Here is a 21,656-nt window from a genome sequence, read left to right as displayed (position 1 = left end):
AACCGATATGGCTACCCTGCATGTGGATGTCGTCAGCGCAGAGGAAGCGATCTTCTCCGGTGAGGCGAAGTTCGTGGTGCTGCCTGGCGAAGCGGGTGAACTGGGCATTTTGCCCGGCCACACCCCGCTGATTTCGCGCATACGCCCCGGGACGGTCAAGATCGTTCGTGCCGACCAAGGCGAGGAAAACATCTTCGTCGCCGGGGGCATTCTGGAAGTGCAGCCGGGCAGCGTGACGGTCCTGGCCGACACCGCCATCCGTGCCGCCGACCTGGACGAGGCCCGTGCCCTGGAAGCGCGCAAGCGCGCCGAAGAGGCCCTGGCCAACGCCAAGGACAAGGCCGACATCGCGGTTGTCGAAGCCGAGCTGGCGATGCTGGCGGCGCAAGCCGTCGCCGCGCGCAAGCTGCGTCAAGGCGGTCGCTCGCACTGAGCGCACGACCTGCCGGGGTTCGCCCCGGATCCGAAAAAAGCGGCCGATGGCCGCTTTTTTCATGCCCGCTCGCTGGCGGGGCACTTCGGTCGGCCGCAGCCCCGCTTGCGTTCACTACGAATGGCTGGCCACGTTCTGCAACGGTAGCCTGCAATCTTTGGAACGCAAGCCGGGAGGAACTGCATGCGAGAAACCATGGATTGCGGGGTGCTGCTCGCCCCGGGCCACGAAATCACCATGGGCCATTGGGTCGCGCGCGACCAGCCCCGGCTGGCGCGGGTGCGCCTGCACCTGGTGCCGCTGCGCACGCCGGGCGGCGCGCCGGATGGCCCCGACGTCCACGCGCTCGCCGGTCTGGCCGTCGGCCTGCGGCGCTACGATCACTGCATCCTGCCGGTCGCGCCGGCATCGCTGGCCTGGACCCGCATGTCGCTGCAGCAGGCCGCCGGCGCGCTTGCCACGCCCATCCTGCTGTTCGTGCACGACATGACCGCGCCCGCCATCGAGGATCTGCTGCGGCTGGGCGCGTCGGACTTCCTGGCCGCGCCGTATTGCCTCGAAAGCCTGCGCGTGCGGTTGGGGCGGCTGGCCCGGCGCGCGCCATTGCTGGCCGATGGCTTGCGCGAACCCGAGGCCGCGTACGCCGCGGGCGGCGCGCGGCCGCCCGGCAAGCCTTGCGGCGGCCGGCCACAGGTGCCACGGCAGGTGTTGCAGCAGGGGCTGGCCGGGTTGCGCTACCAGCCCGGCCGCGACGCGCAGGAGGCCTTCCGGCTGGCCAAGGCGCGGGTGGTCGATGGGTTCGAGTCTGATTACATCCGCCTGGCGCTGTCGCGCCATCACGGCAACGTGGCGCGCGCCGCGCGCGCCTCCAGCAAGCACCGGCGGGCGTTCTGGGCGCTGATGCGCAAGCATGGCATCGATGCTGCGCCGTATCGGCGCCAGGCCGCCCTGCATGCCGAAGACGCGGCCGACGCCGGCTGAAGCCGGCCGGTTTGCGCGCCGGCAAACGGCGGCGGCGCCACTGCCAAGCCCTGTCAGCTTGGGGCAGTAAAATCACGGCTTCCGATCATCGAGGATAGTCGTGTCTGCTTCCGTCTTGAAGAACGATGTGTTCTTGCGCGCGCTGTCGCGCGAGCCCGTGCCCTACACCCCGATCTGGCTGATGCGCCAGGCCGGCCGCTACCTGCCCGAGTACCGCCAGACGCGGGCCCGGGCCGGTTCCTTCATGGGCCTGGCTCAGAATCCGGACTACGCCTCGGAAGTCACGCTGCAGCCGCTGGAGCGCTTCGACCTGGACGCGGCCATCCTGTTCTCGGACATCCTGACCGTGCCGCACGCCATGGGCCTGGGCCTGGACTTCGCCGAAGGCGAGGGCCCGCGCTTCGCCCGTCCGGTGCGCACCGAGGAAGACGTGGCGCGCCTGGCCGTGCCCGACATGGACAAGCTGCGCTATGTGTTCGACGCCGTCAGCACCATCCGCCGCGACCTGGACGGCAAGGTGCCGCTGATCGGCTTCGCCGGCAGCCCCTGGACCATCGCCTGCTACATGGTCGAAGGGCAGGGCAGCGACGACTACCGCCTGATCAAGACCATGCTGTATGCGCGGCCCGACCTGCTGCATCGCATCCTGGAAATCAACGCCGAGGCCACGCTGCAGTACCTGAACGCGCAGATCGCCGCGGGCGCGCAGGCCGTGATGCTGTTCGACAGCTGGGGCGGCGTGCTGGCCGATGGCCTGTTCCAGCAGTTCTCGCTGGCCTACACCCGCAAGGTCGTGGCCGGCCTGACCCGCGAACACGAAGGCCGCCGCGTGCCGGCCATCGTCTTCACCAAGGGCGGCGGCCAGTGGCTCGAGGACATCTCCGCTTGCGGCTGCGATGCCGTCGGGCTGGACTGGACGGTGGACCTGGCCGCGGCGCGGCGCCGCACCGGCGACTCGGTCGCGTTCCAGGGCAACCTCGATCCCATGGCGCTGTTCGGCGGCGCCGACGCCATCCGCGCCGAGGCGCGCCGCGTGCTCGACGCGTTCGGCCCGGTGGGCAAGGGCGGCCATGTCTTCAACCTGGGGCATGGTATTTCGCGCTTCACGCCACCCGAAGCGGTAGCCGAATTGGTCGACGAAGTCCACCATCACAGCCGTTCGCTCAGAGGGTAAGTGAGTGAACGCTTCGGCCCGCAGGGCCGGGCATCGAGGCCCCCGGAGCGCAGTTGTGCACAGCAAGATTGCGCTCGGGGAAAACCCTCTAGAAGCTAGTTTACAATCTTGGAAGTTTGCTTAAGTCGATGTTTTTAATGGAATAAAATAGGTTTTCAACAGGGTTGCAAGAGTTGATGCAATCTTGCCTTATTCCAATTTCTAACGTTGCTCTCGCCTTTTCCCCAAAGTTATCCACAGGCAGGGGCTGGAGTCCCGGCAGGGATTGCGGCGACAATCCTTCCTGGTCCGGGCGCCGGCCCGGCCCGCTCCTCCAGGCACCGTCATCGCGCCCGTTTCGGGCCAGTTCCGTTCATGTTCCGTTCCCTTCTCCATGTCTGAAGACTTCGCGCTGGTCGAATCCACGCCGGCCGCGCCGGCGGCGGTCTGCTGGGTGCGCGTGGCGCTCGACGTGCCGCTGCCCGGCCCGTTCGACTACCGTCACCACGAACCCGTCGAGGCGGGCCTGCGGGTGATCGTGCCGTTCGGGCGCCGCAAGTTGATCGGCGTGGTGGTGGACAACCCGGCCGAGCCGTCCTACGAGCCCAAGCAGATCAAGCCGATCGAGGAAGTGCTGCGCGACCTGCCGCCCTTCGACGAGGCCTGGCTGCGCCTGGCGCGTTTCGCCGCCGAGTATTATCAGCGGCCGCTGGGCGAGGTGATGCTGCCGACGCTGCCGCCGCCGCTGCGCAAGCCGACCGCCTATCAGGGCAAGCGCTCGGCCGGCGGCCCGGTGGCGCGGCTGGACGGACGCAAGCGCAAGCCGGTCCGCAATCCGGCCGAGGCCGACCAGCCGCCCGAACTGAACGATGCGCAGCGCGAGGCCGTGGACACCATCGCCGGGCTCGCCAAATTCAAACCGGTGCTGCTGTACGGCGTGACCGGCAGCGGCAAGACCGAGGTCTACCTGCGCGCCGCCGAGAAAGTGCTGGCCGCCGGCCGCCAGGTGCTGCTGCTGGTGCCGGAAATCAACCTGACGCCGCAGCTGGAGGGCGCCTTGCGCGCCCGGCTGGAAGGCCTGGTGGGCACGGATGGCCTGGCGGTGCTGCACAGCGGCCTGTCCGATGGCGAGCGGTTGCAGGCCTGGGCGCGCGCGCAGCGCGGCCAGGCGCGCATGCTGCTGGGCACGCGCATGGCGATCTTCGCGCCCATGGGCGAACTGGGCCTGATCGTGGTGGACGAAGAGCACGACGCCTCGTACAAGCAACAGGACGGCCTGCGCTATTCCGCGCGCGACCTGGCGGTGTGGCGCGCGCACGACCTGGACATCCCGGTGGTGCTGGGCTCGGCCACGCCGTCGCTGGAAACCTGGCAGCACGCCGAGCGTGGCCGCTACCTGCGGCTGGCGCTGCCGGCGCGCGCCCGCGCCAGCTCGCTGCCGGCCATGAAGCTGGTGGACACGCGCCGCCTGCCGATGAAGCACGGCATGTCGCCGCAGCTGCTGGAAGCGTTGGCCGAACGGCTGGCGCGCAAGGAACAGTCGCTGATCTTCCTGAACCGGCGCGGTTTCGCGCCGGTGCTGCACTGCCAGTCCTGCGGCTGGGTCAGCAACTGTCCGCGCTGCACCGCCTTCACGGTGCTGCACCGCACGGCCGGCCGCGGCCATCGCCTGCAGTGCCACCACTGCGGCTACCAGGCGCCGGTGCCGCACGCCTGCCCCGAATGCGGCGACCAGGACCTGGCGCCGATGGGGCGCGGCACGCAGCGGGTCGAGGAACACCTGGCCGAACTGTTTCCCGAGGCGCGCATCCTGCGCATCGACGCCGACAGCACCCGCAAGAAGGGCAGCGCCGAGGCGCTGTTCGCGTCGGTGCACGCGGGCGAGGTCGACATCCTGGTCGGCACGCAGATGGTGTCCAAGGGCCATGACTTCGCGCGGCTCGGGCTGGTGGGCGTGCTCAACCCCGATTCCGCCCTGTTCGCGCACGACTTCCGCGCACCCGAACGGCTGTTCGCCCAGCTGATGCAGGTGGCCGGCCGCGCCGGCCGCCACCAGGGCAACGGCCAGGTCATCATCCAGACCGGCTATCCCGAGCAGCCCGTGTATCAGGCGCTGCTGCGCCACGACTACGCGGGCTTCGCGCGCCACGCCCTGCAGGAACGCGAAAGCACCGGCCTGCCGCCGTTCGCCTACCAGGCGCTGCTGACGGCCGAGGCGCGCGAGCTGGCGGTGGCGCAGGCCTTCCTGCAACAGGCGCGCGCCCTGCCCGAAGGCGAGTGGGCCGCCGACTTCCCGGGGCTGGACGCGGTCATGCTGTACGACCCGGTGCCGCTGCGGGTGGTGCGGGTGGCCAACGTCGAGCGCGCCCAGCTGCTGGTCGAAAGCACCAGCCGTCCGGCGCTGCAGGCCTTCCTGGCGTCGTGGTCGCACCATCTGCCGTACCTGGCCAACGAGGCCCGGGTGCGCTGGCAGCTGGAGGTCGACCCGCTGGAAATCTGACACGCGCCGCGCGCCCGTCCGATTACTCTATGTCGTTCCCCTTTTCCCGAATCCCATGTCCGCACACGAACCCATCGGCCACGGCCTGAACCCCGCGCAGAAAGAGGCGGTGCTGTACCTGGACGGCCCCTGCCTGGTGCTGGCCGGCGCCGGCAGCGGCAAGACGCGCGTCATCACGCAGAAGATCGCGTACCTGCTGCGCGAGTGCGGCTACATGGGCCGCAACGTGGTGGCGCTGACCTTCACCAACAAGGCCGCGCGCGAGATGGACGAGCGCGTCAAGACGCTGGTGGACCGCAAGCTGGGCAAGGGCCTGACCATCAGCACCTTCCACTCGCTGGGCGTGAAGCTGCTGCGCGAAGAGGCGCGCAATGCCGGCTTGAAGCCGACCTTCTCGATCCTCGACGCCGATGACGCCATGGCGATCATCCAGGAACTGCTGGCCACCACCGACAAGGGCCGCCTGCGCCACGTGCAGGGCATCATCTCGCTGTGGAAGAACGCGCTGATGGAACCCGACGACGCCGCGCGCGAGGCCATCACGCCGGGCGACGTCGAGGCCGCCAACGTCTACCGCAGCTACGCCGCCACGCTGGCCGCCTACCAGGCGGTGGACTTCGACGACCTGATCCGCATTCCGGCGCTGCTGCTGGCCAACAACGAAGAGGTGCGCACGCGCTGGCAGAACCGCGTGCGCTACCTGCTGGTCGACGAATACCAGGACACCAACGTCTGCCAGTACCGGCTGGTGCAGCTGCTGACCGGGCCGCGCGCCATGTTCACCGCGGTGGGCGACGACGACCAGGCCATCTATGCCTGGCGTGGCGCGACCATCGAGAACCTGGCCAAGCTCACCACCGATTACCCGAACCTCAAGCTCATCAAGCTGGAGCAGAACTACCGCTCGGTGCAGCGCATCCTGGCCGCGGCCAACCAGGTGATCGAGAAGAACCCCAAGCTGTTCGACAAGAAGCTGTGGTCGGACCTGGGCGTGGGCGAGCCGATCCTGGTGTCGCCGATGGACGGCGAGGAACACGAGGCCGAGTCCATCGCCATGAAGGTCTCGGCCGCGCGCTTCGAGCGCCAGGCGCAGTGGAAGGACTTCGCCATCCTGTATCGCGGCAATCACCAGGCGCGCATCCTGGAGCAGGCGCTGCGCAACCTGAAGATCCCGTACACGATCTCGGGCGGGCAGAGCTTTTTCGACAAGGCCGAGGTGCGCGACATCCTGGCCTACCTGCGGCTGCTGGCCAACGACGAGGATGACCCCGCGTTCATCCGCGCCGCCACCACGCCCAAGCGCGGCATCGGCCAGGCCACCCTGCAGACGCTGGGCCAGTACGCGGCCAGCCGCGAGCTGTCCTTGCTGGCCGCGGTCGACGAGACCGGGCTGGAGAGTCTGCTGGCCCCGCGCCAGCTCGAACCGCTGCGCACTTTCACCGAATTCATCCGCCGCATGCAGTGGCGCGCGGGCCGTGGCGCCGCGTCGGCCAAGGACGCCGCGCCGGCCGAGCCCGCCGGCGTGATCCTGGACGACCTGGTGCAGGCGATCCAGTACGAACGCCACCTGTTCGAGCTGTTCGAGGAGCGTCCGGCGCAGACCCGCTGGCAGAACGTGCTGGAACTGACCGGCTGGCTCAAGCGCAAGGCCGAAGAGGACAACATGACCCTGTTCGAGCTGGTGCAGCACGTGGCGCTGGTGACCATGCTCGAGCGCGGCGAGGAAGAGGAACTGGACGCGGTCAAGATGTCGACGCTGCACGCGTCCAAGGGCCTGGAGTATCCGCACGTGTACCTGGCCGGGGTCGAGGAAGGGCTGCTGCCGCACCTGGGCAAGGACGACGAGGATGGCGATCCGGCGCGCGCCGCCGAGAACCTGGCCACCCGCATCCAGGAAGAGCGGCGGCTGATGTACGTCGGCATCACCCGCGCGCAGCGCACCTTGAACCTGAGTTGGTGCAAGCGCCGCCGCCGGGCGCGCGAGGATCTGGTGCGCGAGCCGTCGCGCTTCATCGAGGAAATGGGGCTGGACGACCCGACCATCAAGGAAGACGAGACCACCGCCGCCATGAATCCCAAGGAGCGCATGGCCATGCTCAAGGCCTTGCTCAAGAAGTGACGCCGCAATAAATTACAAGACCGGGAGGCGCGTCCAGGCTATACCTGCCGCTTTGCACCATGGCGTTACCGATGAAGGATGACGTGCGTTATCAACCGGTGCCCGGCACGCCGGGCCTGGTGCTGGGCGTGGCGCGGCTGGTCGATTTCGAGTTCGACCGGCATTACCACGTCGATTACCACATCGGCCTGGTGACCCAGGGGGTGCAGCGCCAGAACTTCCGCGGCCGCAGCACGCTGCTGGGGCCTGGCGGCATCGCCTTGATGCCGCCCGGCGAGGTCCATGACGGCGCCGGCGTGGCCGATTATGGCGAGTCCTACACCCTGAAGACCTTCCGCCTGTCGCCCGACCTGATGCGCGATTTCATCGCCGAGGTCTCGGGCGGCGCGCCCGGCGAACGGTTCCTGGGCACGCTGATCGAGGAACCCGCGCTGGCGGCCCGCTTCATGGCGCTGCACGCGTCCTGGATGGCGGACGCGGCCGCCGGGCCGCTGGCGCACGAGTCCGCCTCGCTGGCCCTGATGGGGGCGCTGTTCGCGCGTACTGGCGCGGTGACGCCGCAGGCGGTGCGTGGCGGCCTGTCGCTGCCGCACCAGCGGGCCGTGCTGGATTACTGCCAGGCGCATCTGGGCGACAAGATCGGCCTTGAAGACCTGGCGCGGCTGTGCGGCCTGAGCCGCTACCAGTTCCTGCGCCGCTTCGCGCTGTCGGTGGGGCTGACGCCGCACGCGTGGCTGACGCGGCTGCGCCTGGAGCGGGCCTGCGCCGCGCTGGCGCGGGCGCGCGCCCCGATCGCGCAGGTCGCGGCCGATGTCGGCTTCTATGACCAGAGCCATTTCAACCGCGCCTTCCGCACGGCCTACGGCGTGCCGCCTTCGGCTTACCGGCGCGCAGCCTGAGCGCGCCGTTTCCCGCGTCGCCCGGGAGCCGCTATCGCACCAGCGCGCGCAATGCCGCCAGGAAGTGGTCGACATCCTGCTCGCGCGTGGTGAACGAGGTCACCAGCCGCGCCACGCCTGGGCCCCAGCGGTCGTGGTAGAAGCGAAAGCCCTGGGCCAGCAGGCCGTCGACGGCGGCGGCCGGGAGCTGGCAGAACAGGATGTTGGCCTCGGCCGGTCCCTGCAGGGTCACGCCGGGCAGGCCGGCCATGCCTGCCGCCAGCCGCGCCGCCATGGCGTTGGCCTGGCGCGCGTTGTCCAGCCACAGGTCGTCCGCCAGATAGGCCTCCATCTGCGCCGACAGCAGCCGCATCTTCGAGAACAGGTGGCCGCCGCGCTTGCGCCGGTAGGCCAGTTCCGTGGCGTGTCCGGGTTCGAACAGCACGATGGCCTCGGCGCCCAGCACGCCGTTCTTGGTGGCGCCGAACGACAGCGCCGCGACGCCGGCCTTCCAGGTCATTGCCGCGGGCGTGCAGCCCAGGCTGACCAGCGCATTGGCAAAGCGCGCGCCATCCATGTGCAGCGGCAGGCCGGCATCGCGGCAGACGGCGCCGATGGCCTGGATTTCGTCCAGTGTGTACACGCTGCCGGTCTCGGTGGCCTGGGTGATGCTGACGCAGGCGGGCGGCATCGAGTGCACGTCGCCGGCCTTGCGGCGCGCTTCCGCCGCGAGCTGGGCGGGGTCGAGTTTGGAGGCCGCGCCCTCGAGCAGCGCCAGGCGCGCGCCGCCGCTGTAGAACTGGGGGGCGCCGCATTCGTCGTTGGCGATGTGGCTGTGCGCGTGGCACAGCACGCTGCCCCAGGGCGGCGTCAGCGCCGCCAGCGCCACCGAATTGGCGGCGGTGCCGGTGGGCACCAGCAGCACGTCGACCTCGCGCTCGAAGATGTCGGCCAGGCGCCGTTCGACGCGTAGCGTGATGTCGTCGGCGCCATAGGCGGGGGCCTGTCCCTCATTGGCCCGTAGCAGCGCGGCCAGGATCTGCGGGCTGGCGCCGGCGGTGTTGTCGCTGGCGAAACCCAGTTGGGGCGGGCGAGAGGCGGGGGTGTCCAAGGCGGGGCTCCGGTAAAGACAGACTGGCCCCCACTATGCCCGCCGGCGCCCGGCCGGGCTTGTAGAAAATTGCGCCGCGCTCCTACACTGGGACGGACCCCGCGGCTGCCCGCCGGGTCGGTTCACAAGGAGCGCATCATGTGCCGCTGGCTGGCCTACACCGGGAGTCCTCTGCAAATGGAGAGCGTGCTGTTCAAGGCCACGCACTCGCTGATCGACCAGAGCCTGCATGCGCGGATGGGCGCCACCACCACCAACGGCGATGGTTTCGGCCTGGGCTGGTATGGCCGGCCGCCCGAGCCGCCGTTCCGCTACCGCAGCGTGCATCCGGCCTGGAACGACCGCAACCTGCGCGAGGCCGCGCGCGCCATCCATTCGCCGCTGTTCGTGGCCCACATCCGCGCCGCCACCGACACGCCGGCGCAGGAAACCAACTGCCATCCGTTCCGCCACGGCAACTGGCTGTTCGTGCACAACGGCGTGATCCGTGACTATCCGCTGCTGCGGCGCGACCTGATGCTGATGATCGCGCCGGCCTATTTCGGCTCGCTGGAAGGGTCGACCGATTCCGAGGTGATGTTCCTGCTGGCGCTGACCTTCGGCCTGGAGGAGGACGCGCTGCCGGCGCTGGCGCGCATGGTCGGCGCGGTCGAGGAGACCGGCCGGCGCCACGGCGTGGCCCGGCCGATCAACATGACGGTGTGCGCGCTGGACGGCGAGCGCCTGATCGCGGTGCGCTATTCCAGCGAACGCGATTCGCGCACGCTGTTCCACAACACCTGCGTGCGCCATCTGCGCGAACTCTATCCCGACGACCCGAAGGTCGCGGCGCTGGACGACGACGCTTTCCTGCTGCTGTCCGAGCCGCTGACCGAGATGCCGGGGGCCTGGGAAGAGGTGCCCGAGTCCACCGCCATCATCGCCGCCCGCGGCCAGGTCGAGCACTATCCGTTCGTGCCGGTGCCGCCAGGAGCCTGAAGCCCGTAGCGCGCCGCCGGCGCGTTGCGCGACAGTTCCGGCCCGAGGGCCTGGCGCGCCGCTTCCAGGCGTTGCAGCAGCGCCGGATCGGTCAGCGACGGAATGGTGACGAACTCGCCCTGGTCCAGGCCCGCCAGGGCGCTGCGCACCATGTCGTCCGCGCTCATCACCATGGCGGACGGCAGTTCGCTGGCCGGCTTGCCGGCCAGGTCCCAGAACTCGGTGCCGGTGGCGCCGGGCAGCACCGCCTGGACGCGCAGGCCTTTGTCCGCCAGCTCATGGCGCAACGATTGCGAGTAGGCCAGCACATAGGCCTTGCTGGCGCCGTAGACGCCGTTGAGCAGCTCGGGGTGCAGTCCGACGATCGACGCGATATTGATGATGGTGCCGCCGCCGCGCGCCACGAAGGCGGGCGCGGCCGCCATGGTCAGGTGGGTGAGGGCGCTGATGTTCAGGTCGATCATGGCCTGCATCTGGCCGGGATCGGATTGCAGCAGCGGCGCCACCGAGCCGATGCCGGCATTGTTCACCAGCAGGGTCAGCGAATCGTCTTCGCGCAGCGCCTGCCCCACGCGTTGCACGCCGTCGGCCCGCGACAGGTCGGCCGGCAGCACGCGCACGTCGCGGCCGGTTTCGGCGCGCAGGCGCGCGGCCAGGGTTTCCAGGCGCTCGACGTTGCGCGCCACCAGCGTCAGGTCGTGGCCGCGATGGGCCAGATGGTGGGCGTAGCGCGCGCCGATGCCGGACGAGGCGCCGGTGACCAGGGCGCGGCCGGGGGAGGTGTGAAGCGGGGTGTTGCTCATGGGGGAACTCCGAAAAGAGGGACGGCGGTTCGTGCCGGTACGCTTGCAGAGTAGAGTCGCGCTGGAATATCCTCAATGACATAGAAACGTCTTTTCAGGACATATAACGAAAATGCAGGGGCAAACCATGAAGACCATCGCGATCCTGTTGCATCCGGGTTTCCAGCTCATGAGCCTGGCGGCCTGCGCCGTCTTCGAGATGGCCAACCGCCACACCGGCGAGCCGGCCTATCGCGTCGTGCTGGTGTCCGAGCATGGCGGTCCGGTCGCCAGTTCGCTGGGGTTCGCGCAGGACACCATCAAGCTCGGCCGGCGCACGTTCGACACCCTGATCGTTGCCGGCGACAACACCGGCGATGGCGCGTCCGAGAGCCTGTTGCGCACGCTGCGCGGCGCCAGCACGCGGGTGCGCCGCTGCGCCTCGATGTGCACGGGCGCGTTCGTGCTGGCGCAGGCCGGCCTGCTCGACGGCGGCCGCGCCACTACCCACTGGTTCTATGCGCGCCGCCTGCAGCGCGAATATCCCCGGGTCAAGGTGGACGAGGACCGCATCTTCGTGGCCGACGGCCCCATCTGGACATCGGCGGGCATGAGCGCCGGCGTCGACCTGGCGCTGGCCATGGTGGAGGCGGACCTGGGGGCGGAAATGGCGCGCACGGTGGCGCGCAAGCTGGTGCTGACGCAGCGCCGCGCCGGCGGACAGTCGCAGTACTCGGCGTTGCTGGAGCTGGATGCGAAGTCCGACCGGGTGCAGACGGCGCTGGCCTACGCCAAGGCCAACCTGAAGGCCGAATTGTCAGTGGACGAATTGGCGCGCGCCGCGCACTTGAGCCCGCGCCAGTTCAGCCGGGTGTTCCGCCAGGAAACCGGACAGTCGCCGGCCAAGGCGGTGGAGCACCTGCGCCTGGAAGCGGCGCAGGACATGATGCAGTCGGGCCGCCATGCGGCCGAGGTGGTGGCGCGCGAGACCGGCTTTGGCGACCGCGACCGCATGCGCAAGGCCTTCCTGCGCGCGTTCGGCCAGTCGCCGCAGGCGATGCGGCGGCTGCTGCACGCCTGAGGCGGGGCGGGGGCCGGGCGCGCCAGATCGCGGCGGCCAGACCCGCCGGCGTCAGTGGCCCGTGTGCAGGGCCGGGTTCAAGGTGCCCCAGGCCGCCGTGCGCACCAGCGTCTCGACCGCGCCGCTCTGCGAATTGCGGCGGAACAGCAGCCCGTGCTGGCCGGCCAGTTCCACCGCTTTCACCACCGCGCCTTCCGGCGTCAGCACGCGCGTGCCGGCGGTGACGTAGCAGCCCGCTTCGACCACGCAGTCGTCGCCCAGCGAGATGCCGATGCCGGAGTTGGCGCCGAGCAGGCAGCGCTTGCCGATGGCCACGACCTGCTTGCCGCCGCCGGACATGGTGCCCATGATGGACGCGCCGCCGCCGATGTCGGTGCCGTCATCGACGATGACGCCGGCGCTGATGCGGCCTTCGACCATCGACGCGCCCAGCGTGCCGGCGTTGAAGTTGCAGAAGCCTTCGTGCAGCACGGTGGTGCCGGCCGCCAGGTGCGCGCCGAGCCGCACGCGGGCGGTGTCGGCGATGCGCACGCCGGCGGGCACGACGTAGTCGGTCATGCGCGGAATCTTGTCGACGCCACGGATTTCAAGGATCTGCCCGGTGGCGCGCAGCTGCCAGCGCAGCGCCTCGACCTGGTCGACGGCGCAGGGGCCGGCGGAGGTCCAGGCGACATTGGCGAGGACGTTGAACAGCCCGTCCAGGTTGGCGCCGTGCGGCCGGATGAGCCGGTGGCTAAGCAGGTGCAGGCGCAGGTAGGCGTCGTGCGCGTCTGCGGGCGGCGCGTCGAGCGAGGCGATGGCGGTGCGCACGGCGACGATGTCGACTTTGCGCCGCGTATCGCGCCCCAGCGAGGTGGGCACGTGCTCGCCGAGCGCGGCGCGCGCTTCTTCAGGCGTCAGGTGCCGGGTGCCGCCGGCGGGCGTCTTGTCTGTCAGGGACGGACGCGGATACCAGGTATCAAGGACGGTGCCGTCGGTGGCGATGGTGGCCAGGCCGTAGGCGATGGCGCTGTTTGCGGGGTGTTCTTGCATGGGCTTTTTTTGTGGGGCTTCTCTTGGGAATATTCTAGGCGATGGTGGGTTTCTGCTGGTAGGCCGGGTGCCTTCGTAGGTCGCCCCTCGGGCAGGCGGCCCTGGCGGCGGGCGCCCACGATTGCGGTCCGGAGCGTTCGCTCCGGACTGCCCCATCCTCATCCTCGTTGCCGCCTGCGGCGGCTGCCTTCGGATTCCGTCGGGCGCATCGAGGTTGCCCGCCGCCAGGGCCGCCTGCCCGAGGGGCTGCGTGCGTCTGGGCTTGTCGCGTCGCTGGACCTGTGTTCAGGGGATGGAATCTGCGGGGTTGCCCATCGTGGCCGCGCGGGCGGCCGCGATGGGCGTCTGTGTATTTGAAAGTGTGGCGGGTGCGCTGCGCGCGGGTGACGAGTGGTTTTCTGTTGCTTCCCCACGTCGGGGGAGGGGCGGTGGTGGTCGGCGCGGCGGAAAGAGTGCTGCGCGTGACGAGTCACTCGCGCCGACCACAAACAGTCGTGGTGCCACCGGACCTTCAATAGCAAACGACTTCGTAGCCACCCGCGTGAGCGTCATCACATGACGCAAGACGCCGCGTAAGCCTCAAAAGGCCGCCCGCGCGGCCGGCTTGAGGCGGGCCCCGCAAGACCCTCTCCCCACCCCCTGATGGTCACCAGCACGCCAAGCAAACCGTTCCTCCCCAGCGACCGGAATGAAGCCTCATCGCGAGCGGGTGACGGGGCAGGCGGGGGATGGCGGGGCGTGTAGATGCGCCCGAGGGAATCCGAAGGAATCGCCGAAGGCGACGACGAGGATGACGAAGGGGGGGGCCGCCTAGGCAAGTCCGGAGCGAACGCTCCGGACCGCAATCGTAGCCCCGCCATCCCCCGCCTGCCCCGTCACCCGCGCCTAAAGAACTCCAACCCCCCCGCAAAAAGAACCCTAAGCAAGTTCCTTCAACAACAACTCCCAAAACTTCAACCGCTGCTCCAACGTAGAAACCAAGATGTACTCATTCAACGTATGAGCCCCATCCCCATCCGCCCCAAGGCCATCCAGCGTCGGAATCCCCATGGCGGAGGTGAAGTTGGCGTCGCTGCCGCCGCCGGTCATCGGCGCGTCTTCCAGCAGGAAGCCGGCGCGTTCCGCGTAGCCCTGCACCAGCGCCAGCAGCGCGGCGGCTTCTTCGGTCTTCACCATCGGCGGGCGGTTCAGTTCCACGTCGATGTCCAGTTCCACATCCGGGCCCACCGCGCACAGCTCGCGCATGCGGCGCAGCACGTCTTCGGCCGCGCCCATGTCGGGCACGCGGAAGTCCACCACGCAGCGGCACAGCGCCGGCACGGTGTTGGTCACGGTGCCGCCGGCGATCGTGCCCACGCTCACGGTGATGCCGCGCTCGTAGTCCGTCATCGCTTCCAGCGCCAGCACCTGGTGCGCCATTTCGCGGATCGCGCTGCGGCCCTTCTCGTGCTGCATGCCGGCGTGGGCCGGGCGGCCCTTGACGTTCAGGTTCAGCATGCCGGTGCCCTTGCGCGCCGTCACGCACTTGCCGCCGTTGGGGCGGGCCGGTTCGCACACCAGCGCGTACTTGGCGTTGGCGGCGAAGCGCTCGATGTGCACGCGCGAGGCGTGGCTGCCGGTTTCCTCGTCTGGCACCACCAGGAAGTCCACCGGCAGTTGCGTCGCGCCGGGACGTGCCACGCTGGCCAGCGCCGTCAGCGCCAGGTAGATGCCGGCCTTCATGTCATAGCTGCCGGGGCCGTAGAGACGGTCGCCGTCGATGCGCACCGGGTTCTCCAGCAGCGTGCCGACCGGATGCACCGTGTCCATGTGCGCTAGGATCAGGATGCCGGGGCGGGTGTCGCCGGGGGCGCGGTTGGTGGCGTACAGCAGCGGGCCGGTGGTGGGGCCGAGCGACGACAGTTCCACCGTCAGGCCGGCCGCGGCCGCGTAGTCGGCGATGATGCGGGCCATGGCGGCGATGCCATCGGGGAAGTTCGAGGGCGATTCGCATTGCAGCCAGCTCTGGATGCCGGCGACGAGTTGTTCAGTGCGGGAAGTGGACATGGCGATTCTGCTAGCGGGAATGAAAGGGAACGTTCAGGCGACCTGCTGGCCGGCCAGGCGGGCCAGCTCGGCGTCGCTCGGCATGGCGCCGTCGAACCACAGGCTGGCGCAGACCGCGGACATGGCGCGGCCGTCGTGGCCGATGCCGGGCACCACCTGCAGCGTCCAGTTGAACGACACGCCGCGGCGTTCGGCCTCCTTGCGGCCGGCCTCGAAGTAGTTGTGGGCGCGGGCGAAGCGGTGCGGGCCCTGGCGCATGGCGGCCGGTTCCGACGGCAGGTTGGGATCGTCGGTGGCGATGTCCTGGTCGCCGGCCAGGATGGTCATCGGGTAGGCCAGCAGCTTGACCAGGTGGTCCTCGGTCAGGCCGACGCCGTCCATGCCTTCGGGGAACGGGTGGTCGAAGGTCGGCAGCGTGTACCAGCCGGGATTGCCCGCCGCCACGGCCTTGAACGGCGCGTGCGACTGGCTGCTCATCAGGCGGTGCACGAACTGGCCGCCGGCCGAGTGGCCGAACAGGTAGACGTTCTGGCCGACGGTGATCTCGGCGTCGATCATGTCGCGGATCACGTTGCCCACCAGCGCGTAGGTCCAGCCGTCGATGTGGCGCGGGTTGCCGCCGGCCGAGAACACGCGGCCGTTGTTGTAGCTTTCGACGCCCGGCCAGATCTCGTTGGAGAAGGTCAGCGCCACGATCAGCAGCTTGTGCTTGTCGGCGGCCTCGACCCAGAAGTCGCGGTATTCGTCGCCGTTGCGCAGCACGCCGTGCTGCACGATCACCACCGGGCGGTCCGGGGTGTAGCCGTAGGGACGATAGGTCTGCAGCTTGAACGGGCGATCGGAATTGCGATCCTCGTCGATATAGGCGATGGCGTTGCGGCCGGCATGGCCCATTTCGATGGCGATGCGGTCCACGTTGGACATGTCAGAGGGTTTCATGGCGTTCAGGCGGTGGCTTCGTTCAGATGGCAGGCCGACCAGTGGCCCGGAGAGATTTCCTTCAACGTCGGCGCCTGCTCGCGGCAGCGCGGCATGGCGTGCGGGCAGCGCGGGTTGAAGGTACAGCCCGACGGCGGGTTCAGCGGCGACGGGATTTCGCCCTTGATGGGCGTGAACTTGCGGCCGCGGCGGGCCACGTCCGGCACCTCGGCCATCAGGGCCTGGGTGTACGGATGGTTGGCGCGCGCGAAGATCTCGGCCGAGGTCGAGATCTCGACGATCTTGCCCAGGTACATGATGGCCACGCGATCCGAGATGTGGCGCACCACGCCCAGGTCGTGGCTGATGAACAGGTAGGTGAAGCCGTGCTGCTCGCGCAGGTCCATGAACAGGTTGATCACCTGCGCCTGGATCGACACGTCCAGCGCCGCCACCGGCTCGTCGCACACCAGGAACTTGGGCGCCACCATCAGCGCGCGGGCGATGCCGATGCGCTGGCGCTGACCGCCCGAGATCTGGTGCGGGAAGCGGTCGCGGTACTCGGTGTCCAGGCCCACTTCGGTCAGCGCCTGGTCGATGCGCGCGGGAATCTCGGCCGACGGCGCCAGCTTGTGCACCTTGAGCGATTCGCCCAGGATCTGGCGCAGGCGCTGGCGCGGATTGAGCGAGGCCTGCGGATCCTGGAAGATCATCTGCACGCCCAGCGTGTAGGCCAGCTTGTCGGCGCCGCGCAGGCGGCGCGCGTCCTGGCCCTGATAGAGCAGGTCGCCTTCGGTCTGGCGGTGCAGGCCGGCGACGACGCGGCCCAGGGTCGACTTGCCGCAGCCCGACTCGCCCACCAGGCCGACGACTTCGCCGCGGCCGATGCGCAGGTCGACGCCGTTGACGGCATACACGGTGCGGCGGTCGATCGGGCGGCCGCCCAGGGCCAGGATGCGCTGGGCCAGGTCGGGACGCTGTTCGAAGCGCTTGTGGACGTTCCTGAGCTCGATGACAGGGGTATCGGCTTGACTCATGCTTGCTCGGCCTCGCGGGCGATCGGGACGTAACAGCGATAGCTGCGCGGACCTTCGGTGGTGACGGTGGGGGCTTGCTCGGTGCAGCGCGTGACCGCGTGGGTGCAGCGCGGCCGGAAGGCACAGCCCGACGGGCGGCCGGCCAGGCTGGGCGCCATGCCGTTGATCTGGTGCAGGCGCGCGCCCGGCGTGGTGGCGCCGGGCATCGAGTCCAGCAGGCCGCGGGTGTAGGGGTGGCGCGGCGCGTCCAGCACCTGTTCGACCGGGCCGCTCTCGACGATGCGGCCGGCGTACATGACCGCGACGCGGTCGGCCAGCTCGGCCACCACGCCCAGATCGTGGGTGATCCAGATCAGCGCCGTGTTGTGCTCGCGGCAGATCTCCTGCATGCGGTACAGGATCTGGCCCTGGATGGTGACGTCCAGCGCCGTGGTCGGCTCGTCGCAGATGATCAGGTCGGGCTTGTTGAGCATGGCGATGGCGATCGCCACGCGCTGGCGCATGCCGCCCGAGAACTCGTGCGGATAGCTCTTCAGGCGCTTTTCCGGCGACGGGATGCCGACCATGGCCAGCGCCTCGCGGCAGCGTTCCATGGCCTCGGCGCGCGGCACGTCCTCGTGCGTCAGGATGGCTTCCATCATCTGCTCGCCGATGCGCAGCACCGGGTTGAGCGTCATCAGCGGGTCCTGGAAGATCATGGCGATGCGGTTGCCGCGCAACTGGCGCATCTGCTCTTCGGAGAGCTTGCGCAGGTCGTTGCCCTTGAACTTCACTTCGCCGTCGACGACTTCTCCGGGCGGATCGATCAGCCCCAGCAGCGAGAAGCCGGTGACCGACTTGCCCGAGCCGGACTCGCCGACCAGGCCCACGATCTCGCCGCGGCGCACCGTCAGGTCGACGCCGTCGACCGCCAGCCACGCGCCGGCCTCGGTATGGAATGCGGTGCGCAGTCCGCGCACATCAAGAAGGACGTCGCTCATCGCTTGGGGTCCAGGCTTTCGCGCAGGCGGTCGCCCACGATGTTGATGGAGAGGATCAGCAGCAACAGCGCGATACCCGGGAACAGGCTGATCCAGTAATCGCCCGACAGCAGGTACTGGAAGCCGTTGGAGATCAGCAGGCCCAGCGAGGGTTCGGTGATCGGCACGCCGACGCCCAGGAACGACAGCGTCGCTTCCAGCGCGATGGCGGTGGCGATCTGGATGGTGGCGAACACCATGACGGGGCCCAGGCAGTTGGGCAGCAGGTGGAACACCATGATGCGCCAGGCCGGGAAGCCCAGGTTGGCGGCAGCCTCGACGTATTCCTTGCGCCGCTCCTGCAGCGCGCGGCTGCGCATGATGCGGGCGTAGTGGCCCCACTGCACCAGCACCAGCGCCAGGATCACCTTGTCGACCCCGCGCCCTAGCACCACCAGCAGCACCAGCGCCACCAGGATGGTCGGGAAACCCAGGATGAAGTCGACGATGCGCATCAGCACGGTGTCGACCAGGCCGCCGATATAGGCGGCCACCAGGCCGACCGCGCCGCCCACGGCGGTGGCCAGCACCACGGCCGACAGGCCCACCATCAGGCTGATGCGCAGGCCGTACAGGATGGCGCTGAGCATGTCGCGGCCCTGGTCGTCGGTGCCGAGCCAGGCGATGCTGCCGTCCATCAGCGCCTGGCGCGGCGCCAGGCGGCCGTCCATCAGCGACAGGTTGGCCAGGTCATAGGGATTCTGCGGCGCGAAGTAGGGGGCGAACACCACCAGCAGCACCAGGATGGCGAGCGCGATGACCGAGCCGCGCACGGTCGGGCGGGCCCGCAGTTTCTTCAGGATCGAGGCGCGCTTGGGCGTATCGGCCAGGGGCTGGACGGTACGGGTGCGGCCGGTATTGGGAGATTGAGCCATGGCGATTATTGAGCGGGGGTCACGAGCTGCACGCGCGGGTCGAGCGCGGCGTACAGGATGTCCACAACCAGGTTGATGACCACGAAGATCAGGGTGACCAGCATCACGTACGCGACCACCACGGGCCGGTCGAGCTGGTAGACGCTGTCGATCAGCAGCTTGCCCATGCCGGGCCACGCGAACACGGTCTCGGTGATGGTGGAGTAGGCGATCAGGCTGCCGAATTCCATGCCGATGACGGTGACCACCGGGATCAGGATGTTGCGCAGGATGTGGCGGCGCACGATGCGGCCGGGCTTGATGCCCTTGGCGCGCGCGAACTTCACGTAGTCCTGGCTGCGGGCCTCGACCACGCCCGAGGCGGTCAGGCGCAGCACCAGCGCGATGTTCGCCAGCGCCAGGTTGATGGCCGGCATGATCAGGTGCGACCAGCCGTCGGCCGTCAGGATCGACAGGCGCACGCCCAGCACCGTCACGGTGTCGCCGCGGCCGGTGGCGGGCAGCCAGCCGAGCCACACCGCGAACAGCAGGATCAGCATCATGCCCTGCCAGAAGTTCGGCAGCGAGAAGCCCAGCACCGACGACGCCATGATGCCGCGGCCCAGCGGCTCATCGCGGTACAGGCCCGCGACCAGGCCCAGTGGGATGCCGATCACACAGGTCAGGCCGATGGCCACGATCACCAGCTCGAAGGTGGCGGGGATGCGTTGCACGATCAGCTCGATGGCCGGGATGCCGTGCACGAACGACGTGCCCAGGTCGCCGTGCAGCGCGCGCCACAGGAATCCTGTGTATTGCTGCCACACGGGCAGGTCCAGGCCGAGGCGGGCGATCATCGCCTCGCGCGCCGCCTGGCTGGCTTCGGGGCTGACCAGCAGCTCGATCGGGTCGCCCACGGCATACACCGCGAAGAAGACCACGACCGAGACGGCCAGCAGCACGAACAGACTCTGGATCAGTCTGCGTAGGATGAAAAGGGCCACGTGATATTTCCTTGGTGGGCTCGGGTTGCAGGCGCCGGATCGGCGATCTTAATTGGCGGGCTTGGCCGACATGGCCAGGGTGTATTGGTCGGCGCGGCCTTCGTACGTCAGGCCCTTGCGGAACGCCCAGATGCTGCTTTCGAAATGCAGCGGAATGCTGGGCAGGTCGGCGAGCGCCAGGGTCAGGGACTCTTGCAGCAGCTTTTCGCGCACGGCCGGATCGACCGTGGTCAGGGCGCGCTTGAAGACCTTGTCGAAGGCCGGGTTGTCATAGCCGCCATAGTTGCTGGTGCCCAGGCCGTGTTCCTTGTCGAAGGCGCTGACCCAGTACTGCAGGAACGACGAGGCCTCGCCGGTTTCCGACGACCAGCCGCCCATGGCGAAGCTGAACTCGCGCTTGGCGCGCTTGGGGAAGTAGACCGAGCGCGTCATGGCGTCCACGGTCGTCTTGATGCCGACGCGCGACAGGTACTGGGCCACGGCCTGCGAGATCTGCGCGTCGTTGATGTAGCGGTCATTGGTGGACGAGATGGTCAGCTCGAAGCCGTCCGGGTAGCCGGCCTCGGCCAGCAGCTTCTTGGCGGCGGCCGGATCGTACTTCAGTTCGGGCGGCGGCTGCAGCGTGCCGAACATGCCGTCGGGCAGGAACTGGTTGGCCGGGGTGGCGGCGCCGTCCATGATGCGGGCGGTGATGGCCTTGCGGTCGATCGCCATCGAAATCGCGCGGCGCACGCGCAGGTCCTGCAGCGGGTTCTTGCCGTCGGCCGCGCGCACCATCGGGCTGGGGCTGCGCGCCACGTCGAACTGGAAGTACACCACCCGCACCGACGGCGTGATGACGTAACCGAAGCCCGGCGTTTCCGAGATGCGCTTGACGTCGCGCGCGGCGGGGTTCTCGATCAGGTCGAAGTCGCCGGCCAAGAGGCCGGTCAGGCGCGGGCCGGCGGCCGGCACCGGAACCAGGCGCACGTTCGGCCAGGCCGGCTTGTCGCCCCAATAGGCGTCATTGCGCGCCAGCTCGATGGCGCTGCCCTTGACGTACGACTTGAGCGTGTACGGACCTGTGCCGATGGCGGACTTGCCGCTGTTGAAGTCGCTGATGGTCGGCCAGGGGCCGGTCACGCCGCAGCCGGTCTTGGGCTCGAAGCGGATCGGGCCGTGCTCGACGATGCCGCTCCACAGCATGGCGTTGCGGGTCAGGTCGTTGGGCAGCAGCGGGTAGGGCAGGTGGGTCTTGATGACCAGCACGTTGCCGTCGCGCACGTCGATGCTGGCCAGCTTCTGCACCACGCTTAGGTACGAGCCGCCGATCGACTGCTCGTTGTGGAACGCGCGGCACAGCGTGAAGATCACGTCCTGCGGCGTGAACGGCTGGCCATTGGAGAACTTCACGCCCTGGCGCAGGGTGAATTCCCAGGTGGTGTCGTCCAACGCCTTCCAGGCGGTCGCCAGCCGCGGCACCAGGTTCATCTTGGCGTCCTGGCCGATCAGGGTCTCGAAGATGTGCGAGGTCATCGCGTCGTTGGGCGTGACCTGGTGATAGTGCGGGTCCATCGCCGTGGGTTCGGACGACAGGCCGATCCGCAGCGTCTGCGGGGCCGACTGGGCCATGGCGGCGGACGCGCCGGCGGCCATGGCGGCCACCAGCGTACAGGTGGATAACGCGCTGCGAATGAAAACGTTTGCGGACATGCGGCTTCCCTTGGCGGTTTTTTTATATGAGGCGGCGC

General features: G+C 69.0%; 18 protein-coding genes. 8 read left to right on the top strand and 10 right to left on the bottom strand.

The annotated features are described in order from the left end of the window. Window positions 1–7: 7 nt before the first annotated feature. From AC1HFW_RS18730 to AC1HFW_RS18705, 6 genes are all read left to right on the top strand, one after another. Window positions 8–433 carry a F0F1 ATP synthase subunit epsilon gene (locus AC1HFW_RS18730; RefSeq protein ID WP_049070837.1) on the top strand — a complete coding sequence of 142 codons (426 nt, stop codon included), beginning with the start codon at window positions 8–10 and terminating at the stop codon, window positions 431–433. Between the two features lie 183 nt (window positions 434–616). After that, window positions 617–1,414, top strand: coding sequence for a helix-turn-helix domain-containing protein (locus AC1HFW_RS18725; protein ID WP_479284823.1), 798 nt, complete (start codon window positions 617–619; stop codon window positions 1,412–1,414). Window positions 1,415–1,514: 100 nt separating this feature from the next. Then, on the top strand, window positions 1,515–2,588 hold the full coding sequence (gene hemE, locus AC1HFW_RS18720) for a uroporphyrinogen decarboxylase (protein ID WP_479284822.1): 1,074 nt from the start codon (window positions 1,515–1,517) through the stop codon (window positions 2,586–2,588). Window positions 2,589–2,961: 373 nt separating this feature from the next. Next, window positions 2,962–5,067, top strand: a complete 2,106-nt coding sequence (locus AC1HFW_RS18715; protein WP_479284820.1) for a primosomal protein N' — start codon at window positions 2,962–2,964, stop codon at window positions 5,065–5,067. A gap of 55 nt (window positions 5,068–5,122) precedes the next feature. Further along, on the top strand, window positions 5,123–7,186 hold the full coding sequence (locus AC1HFW_RS18710; RefSeq protein WP_054490224.1) for a UvrD-helicase domain-containing protein: 2,064 nt from the start codon (window positions 5,123–5,125) through the stop codon (window positions 7,184–7,186). A gap of 71 nt (window positions 7,187–7,257) precedes the next feature. After that, window positions 7,258–8,085 (top strand): AraC family transcriptional regulator, encoded by an 828-nt coding sequence (locus tag AC1HFW_RS18705; protein WP_116522825.1) that lies wholly within the window; start codon window positions 7,258–7,260, stop codon window positions 8,083–8,085. A gap of 31 nt (window positions 8,086–8,116) precedes the next feature. Here AC1HFW_RS18705 and AC1HFW_RS18700 read toward each other — a convergent pair whose 3' ends face one another. Beyond that, complete coding sequence (locus tag AC1HFW_RS18700; protein WP_479284815.1) at window positions 8,117–9,175, bottom strand: threonine aldolase family protein; 1,059 nt, start codon at window positions 9,173–9,175, stop codon at window positions 8,117–8,119. Window positions 9,176–9,313: 138 nt separating this feature from the next. Between AC1HFW_RS18700 and AC1HFW_RS18695 the strand changes: the two genes are divergently transcribed. Further along, window positions 9,314–10,153: a class II glutamine amidotransferase gene (locus AC1HFW_RS18695; protein WP_054479485.1), complete on the top strand. Its 840-nt coding sequence runs from the start codon at window positions 9,314–9,316 to the stop codon at window positions 10,151–10,153. On the opposite strand, the gene AC1HFW_RS18690 is transcribed toward AC1HFW_RS18695, so the two are convergent. Beyond that, a complete protein-coding gene (locus AC1HFW_RS18690; protein WP_479284809.1) occupies window positions 10,120–10,956 on the bottom strand; it encodes an SDR family NAD(P)-dependent oxidoreductase in 837 nt (278 codons plus the stop codon). The genes AC1HFW_RS18695 and AC1HFW_RS18690 overlap by 34 nt on opposite strands. A 127-nt stretch (window positions 10,957–11,083) precedes the next feature. Between AC1HFW_RS18690 and AC1HFW_RS18685 the strand changes: the two genes are divergently transcribed. Continuing rightward, window positions 11,084–12,016 carry a GlxA family transcriptional regulator gene (locus tag AC1HFW_RS18685; RefSeq protein ID WP_479284805.1) on the top strand — a complete coding sequence of 311 codons (933 nt, stop codon included), beginning with the start codon at window positions 11,084–11,086 and terminating at the stop codon, window positions 12,014–12,016. Window positions 12,017–12,067: 51 nt separating this feature from the next. On the opposite strand, the gene dapD is transcribed toward AC1HFW_RS18685, so the two are convergent. The 8 genes from dapD to AC1HFW_RS18645 all read right to left on the bottom strand — a co-directional run bounded on the left by dapD (window position 12,068) and on the right by AC1HFW_RS18645 (window position 21,618). Next, complete coding sequence (gene dapD / locus AC1HFW_RS18680; protein ID WP_241075791.1) at window positions 12,068–13,048, bottom strand: 2,3,4,5-tetrahydropyridine-2,6-dicarboxylate N-succinyltransferase; 981 nt, start codon at window positions 13,046–13,048, stop codon at window positions 12,068–12,070. Window positions 13,049–13,966: 918 nt separating this feature from the next. Next, window positions 13,967–15,094 (bottom strand): M20 family metallopeptidase, encoded by a 1,128-nt coding sequence (locus tag AC1HFW_RS18675; RefSeq protein ID WP_006392546.1) that lies wholly within the window; start codon window positions 15,092–15,094, stop codon window positions 13,967–13,969. 33 nt (window positions 15,095–15,127) lie between these two features. Next, window positions 15,128–16,033, bottom strand: coding sequence for an alpha/beta hydrolase family protein (locus AC1HFW_RS18670; protein WP_479284799.1), 906 nt, complete (start codon window positions 16,031–16,033; stop codon window positions 15,128–15,130). 5 nt (window positions 16,034–16,038) lie between these two features. After that, the gene (locus AC1HFW_RS18665) at window positions 16,039–17,049 is read right to left on the bottom strand and encodes an ABC transporter ATP-binding protein (protein WP_006392548.1); all 1,011 of its coding nucleotides are present in this window, start codon (window positions 17,047–17,049) and stop codon (window positions 16,039–16,041) included. After that, entirely contained in the window at window positions 17,046–18,029 is a 984-nt protein-coding gene (locus AC1HFW_RS18660; protein ID WP_061072616.1) for an ABC transporter ATP-binding protein, read from the bottom strand. Before AC1HFW_RS18660 ends, AC1HFW_RS18665 begins: the two co-directional genes overlap by 4 nt. Beyond that, window positions 18,026–18,943, bottom strand: a complete 918-nt coding sequence (locus AC1HFW_RS18655) for an ABC transporter permease (protein WP_061072615.1) — start codon at window positions 18,941–18,943, stop codon at window positions 18,026–18,028. The genes AC1HFW_RS18660 and AC1HFW_RS18655 overlap by 4 nt, the downstream gene beginning before the upstream one ends. Before the next feature lie 5 nt (window positions 18,944–18,948). After that, complete coding sequence (locus AC1HFW_RS18650; protein WP_006392551.1) at window positions 18,949–19,926, bottom strand: ABC transporter permease; 978 nt, start codon at window positions 19,924–19,926, stop codon at window positions 18,949–18,951. A gap of 48 nt (window positions 19,927–19,974) precedes the next feature. Then, window positions 19,975–21,618 (bottom strand): ABC transporter substrate-binding protein, encoded by a 1,644-nt coding sequence (locus AC1HFW_RS18645; RefSeq protein WP_479284795.1) that lies wholly within the window; start codon window positions 21,616–21,618, stop codon window positions 19,975–19,977. Between the last annotated feature and the right edge of the window lie 38 nt (window positions 21,619–21,656).

It is taken from the genome of Achromobacter sp. ISS7, from assembly GCF_056523125.1.
The sequence above is the reverse complement of the archived record's forward strand: the minus strand, read 5'-3'. Positions and strand labels throughout refer to the sequence as shown.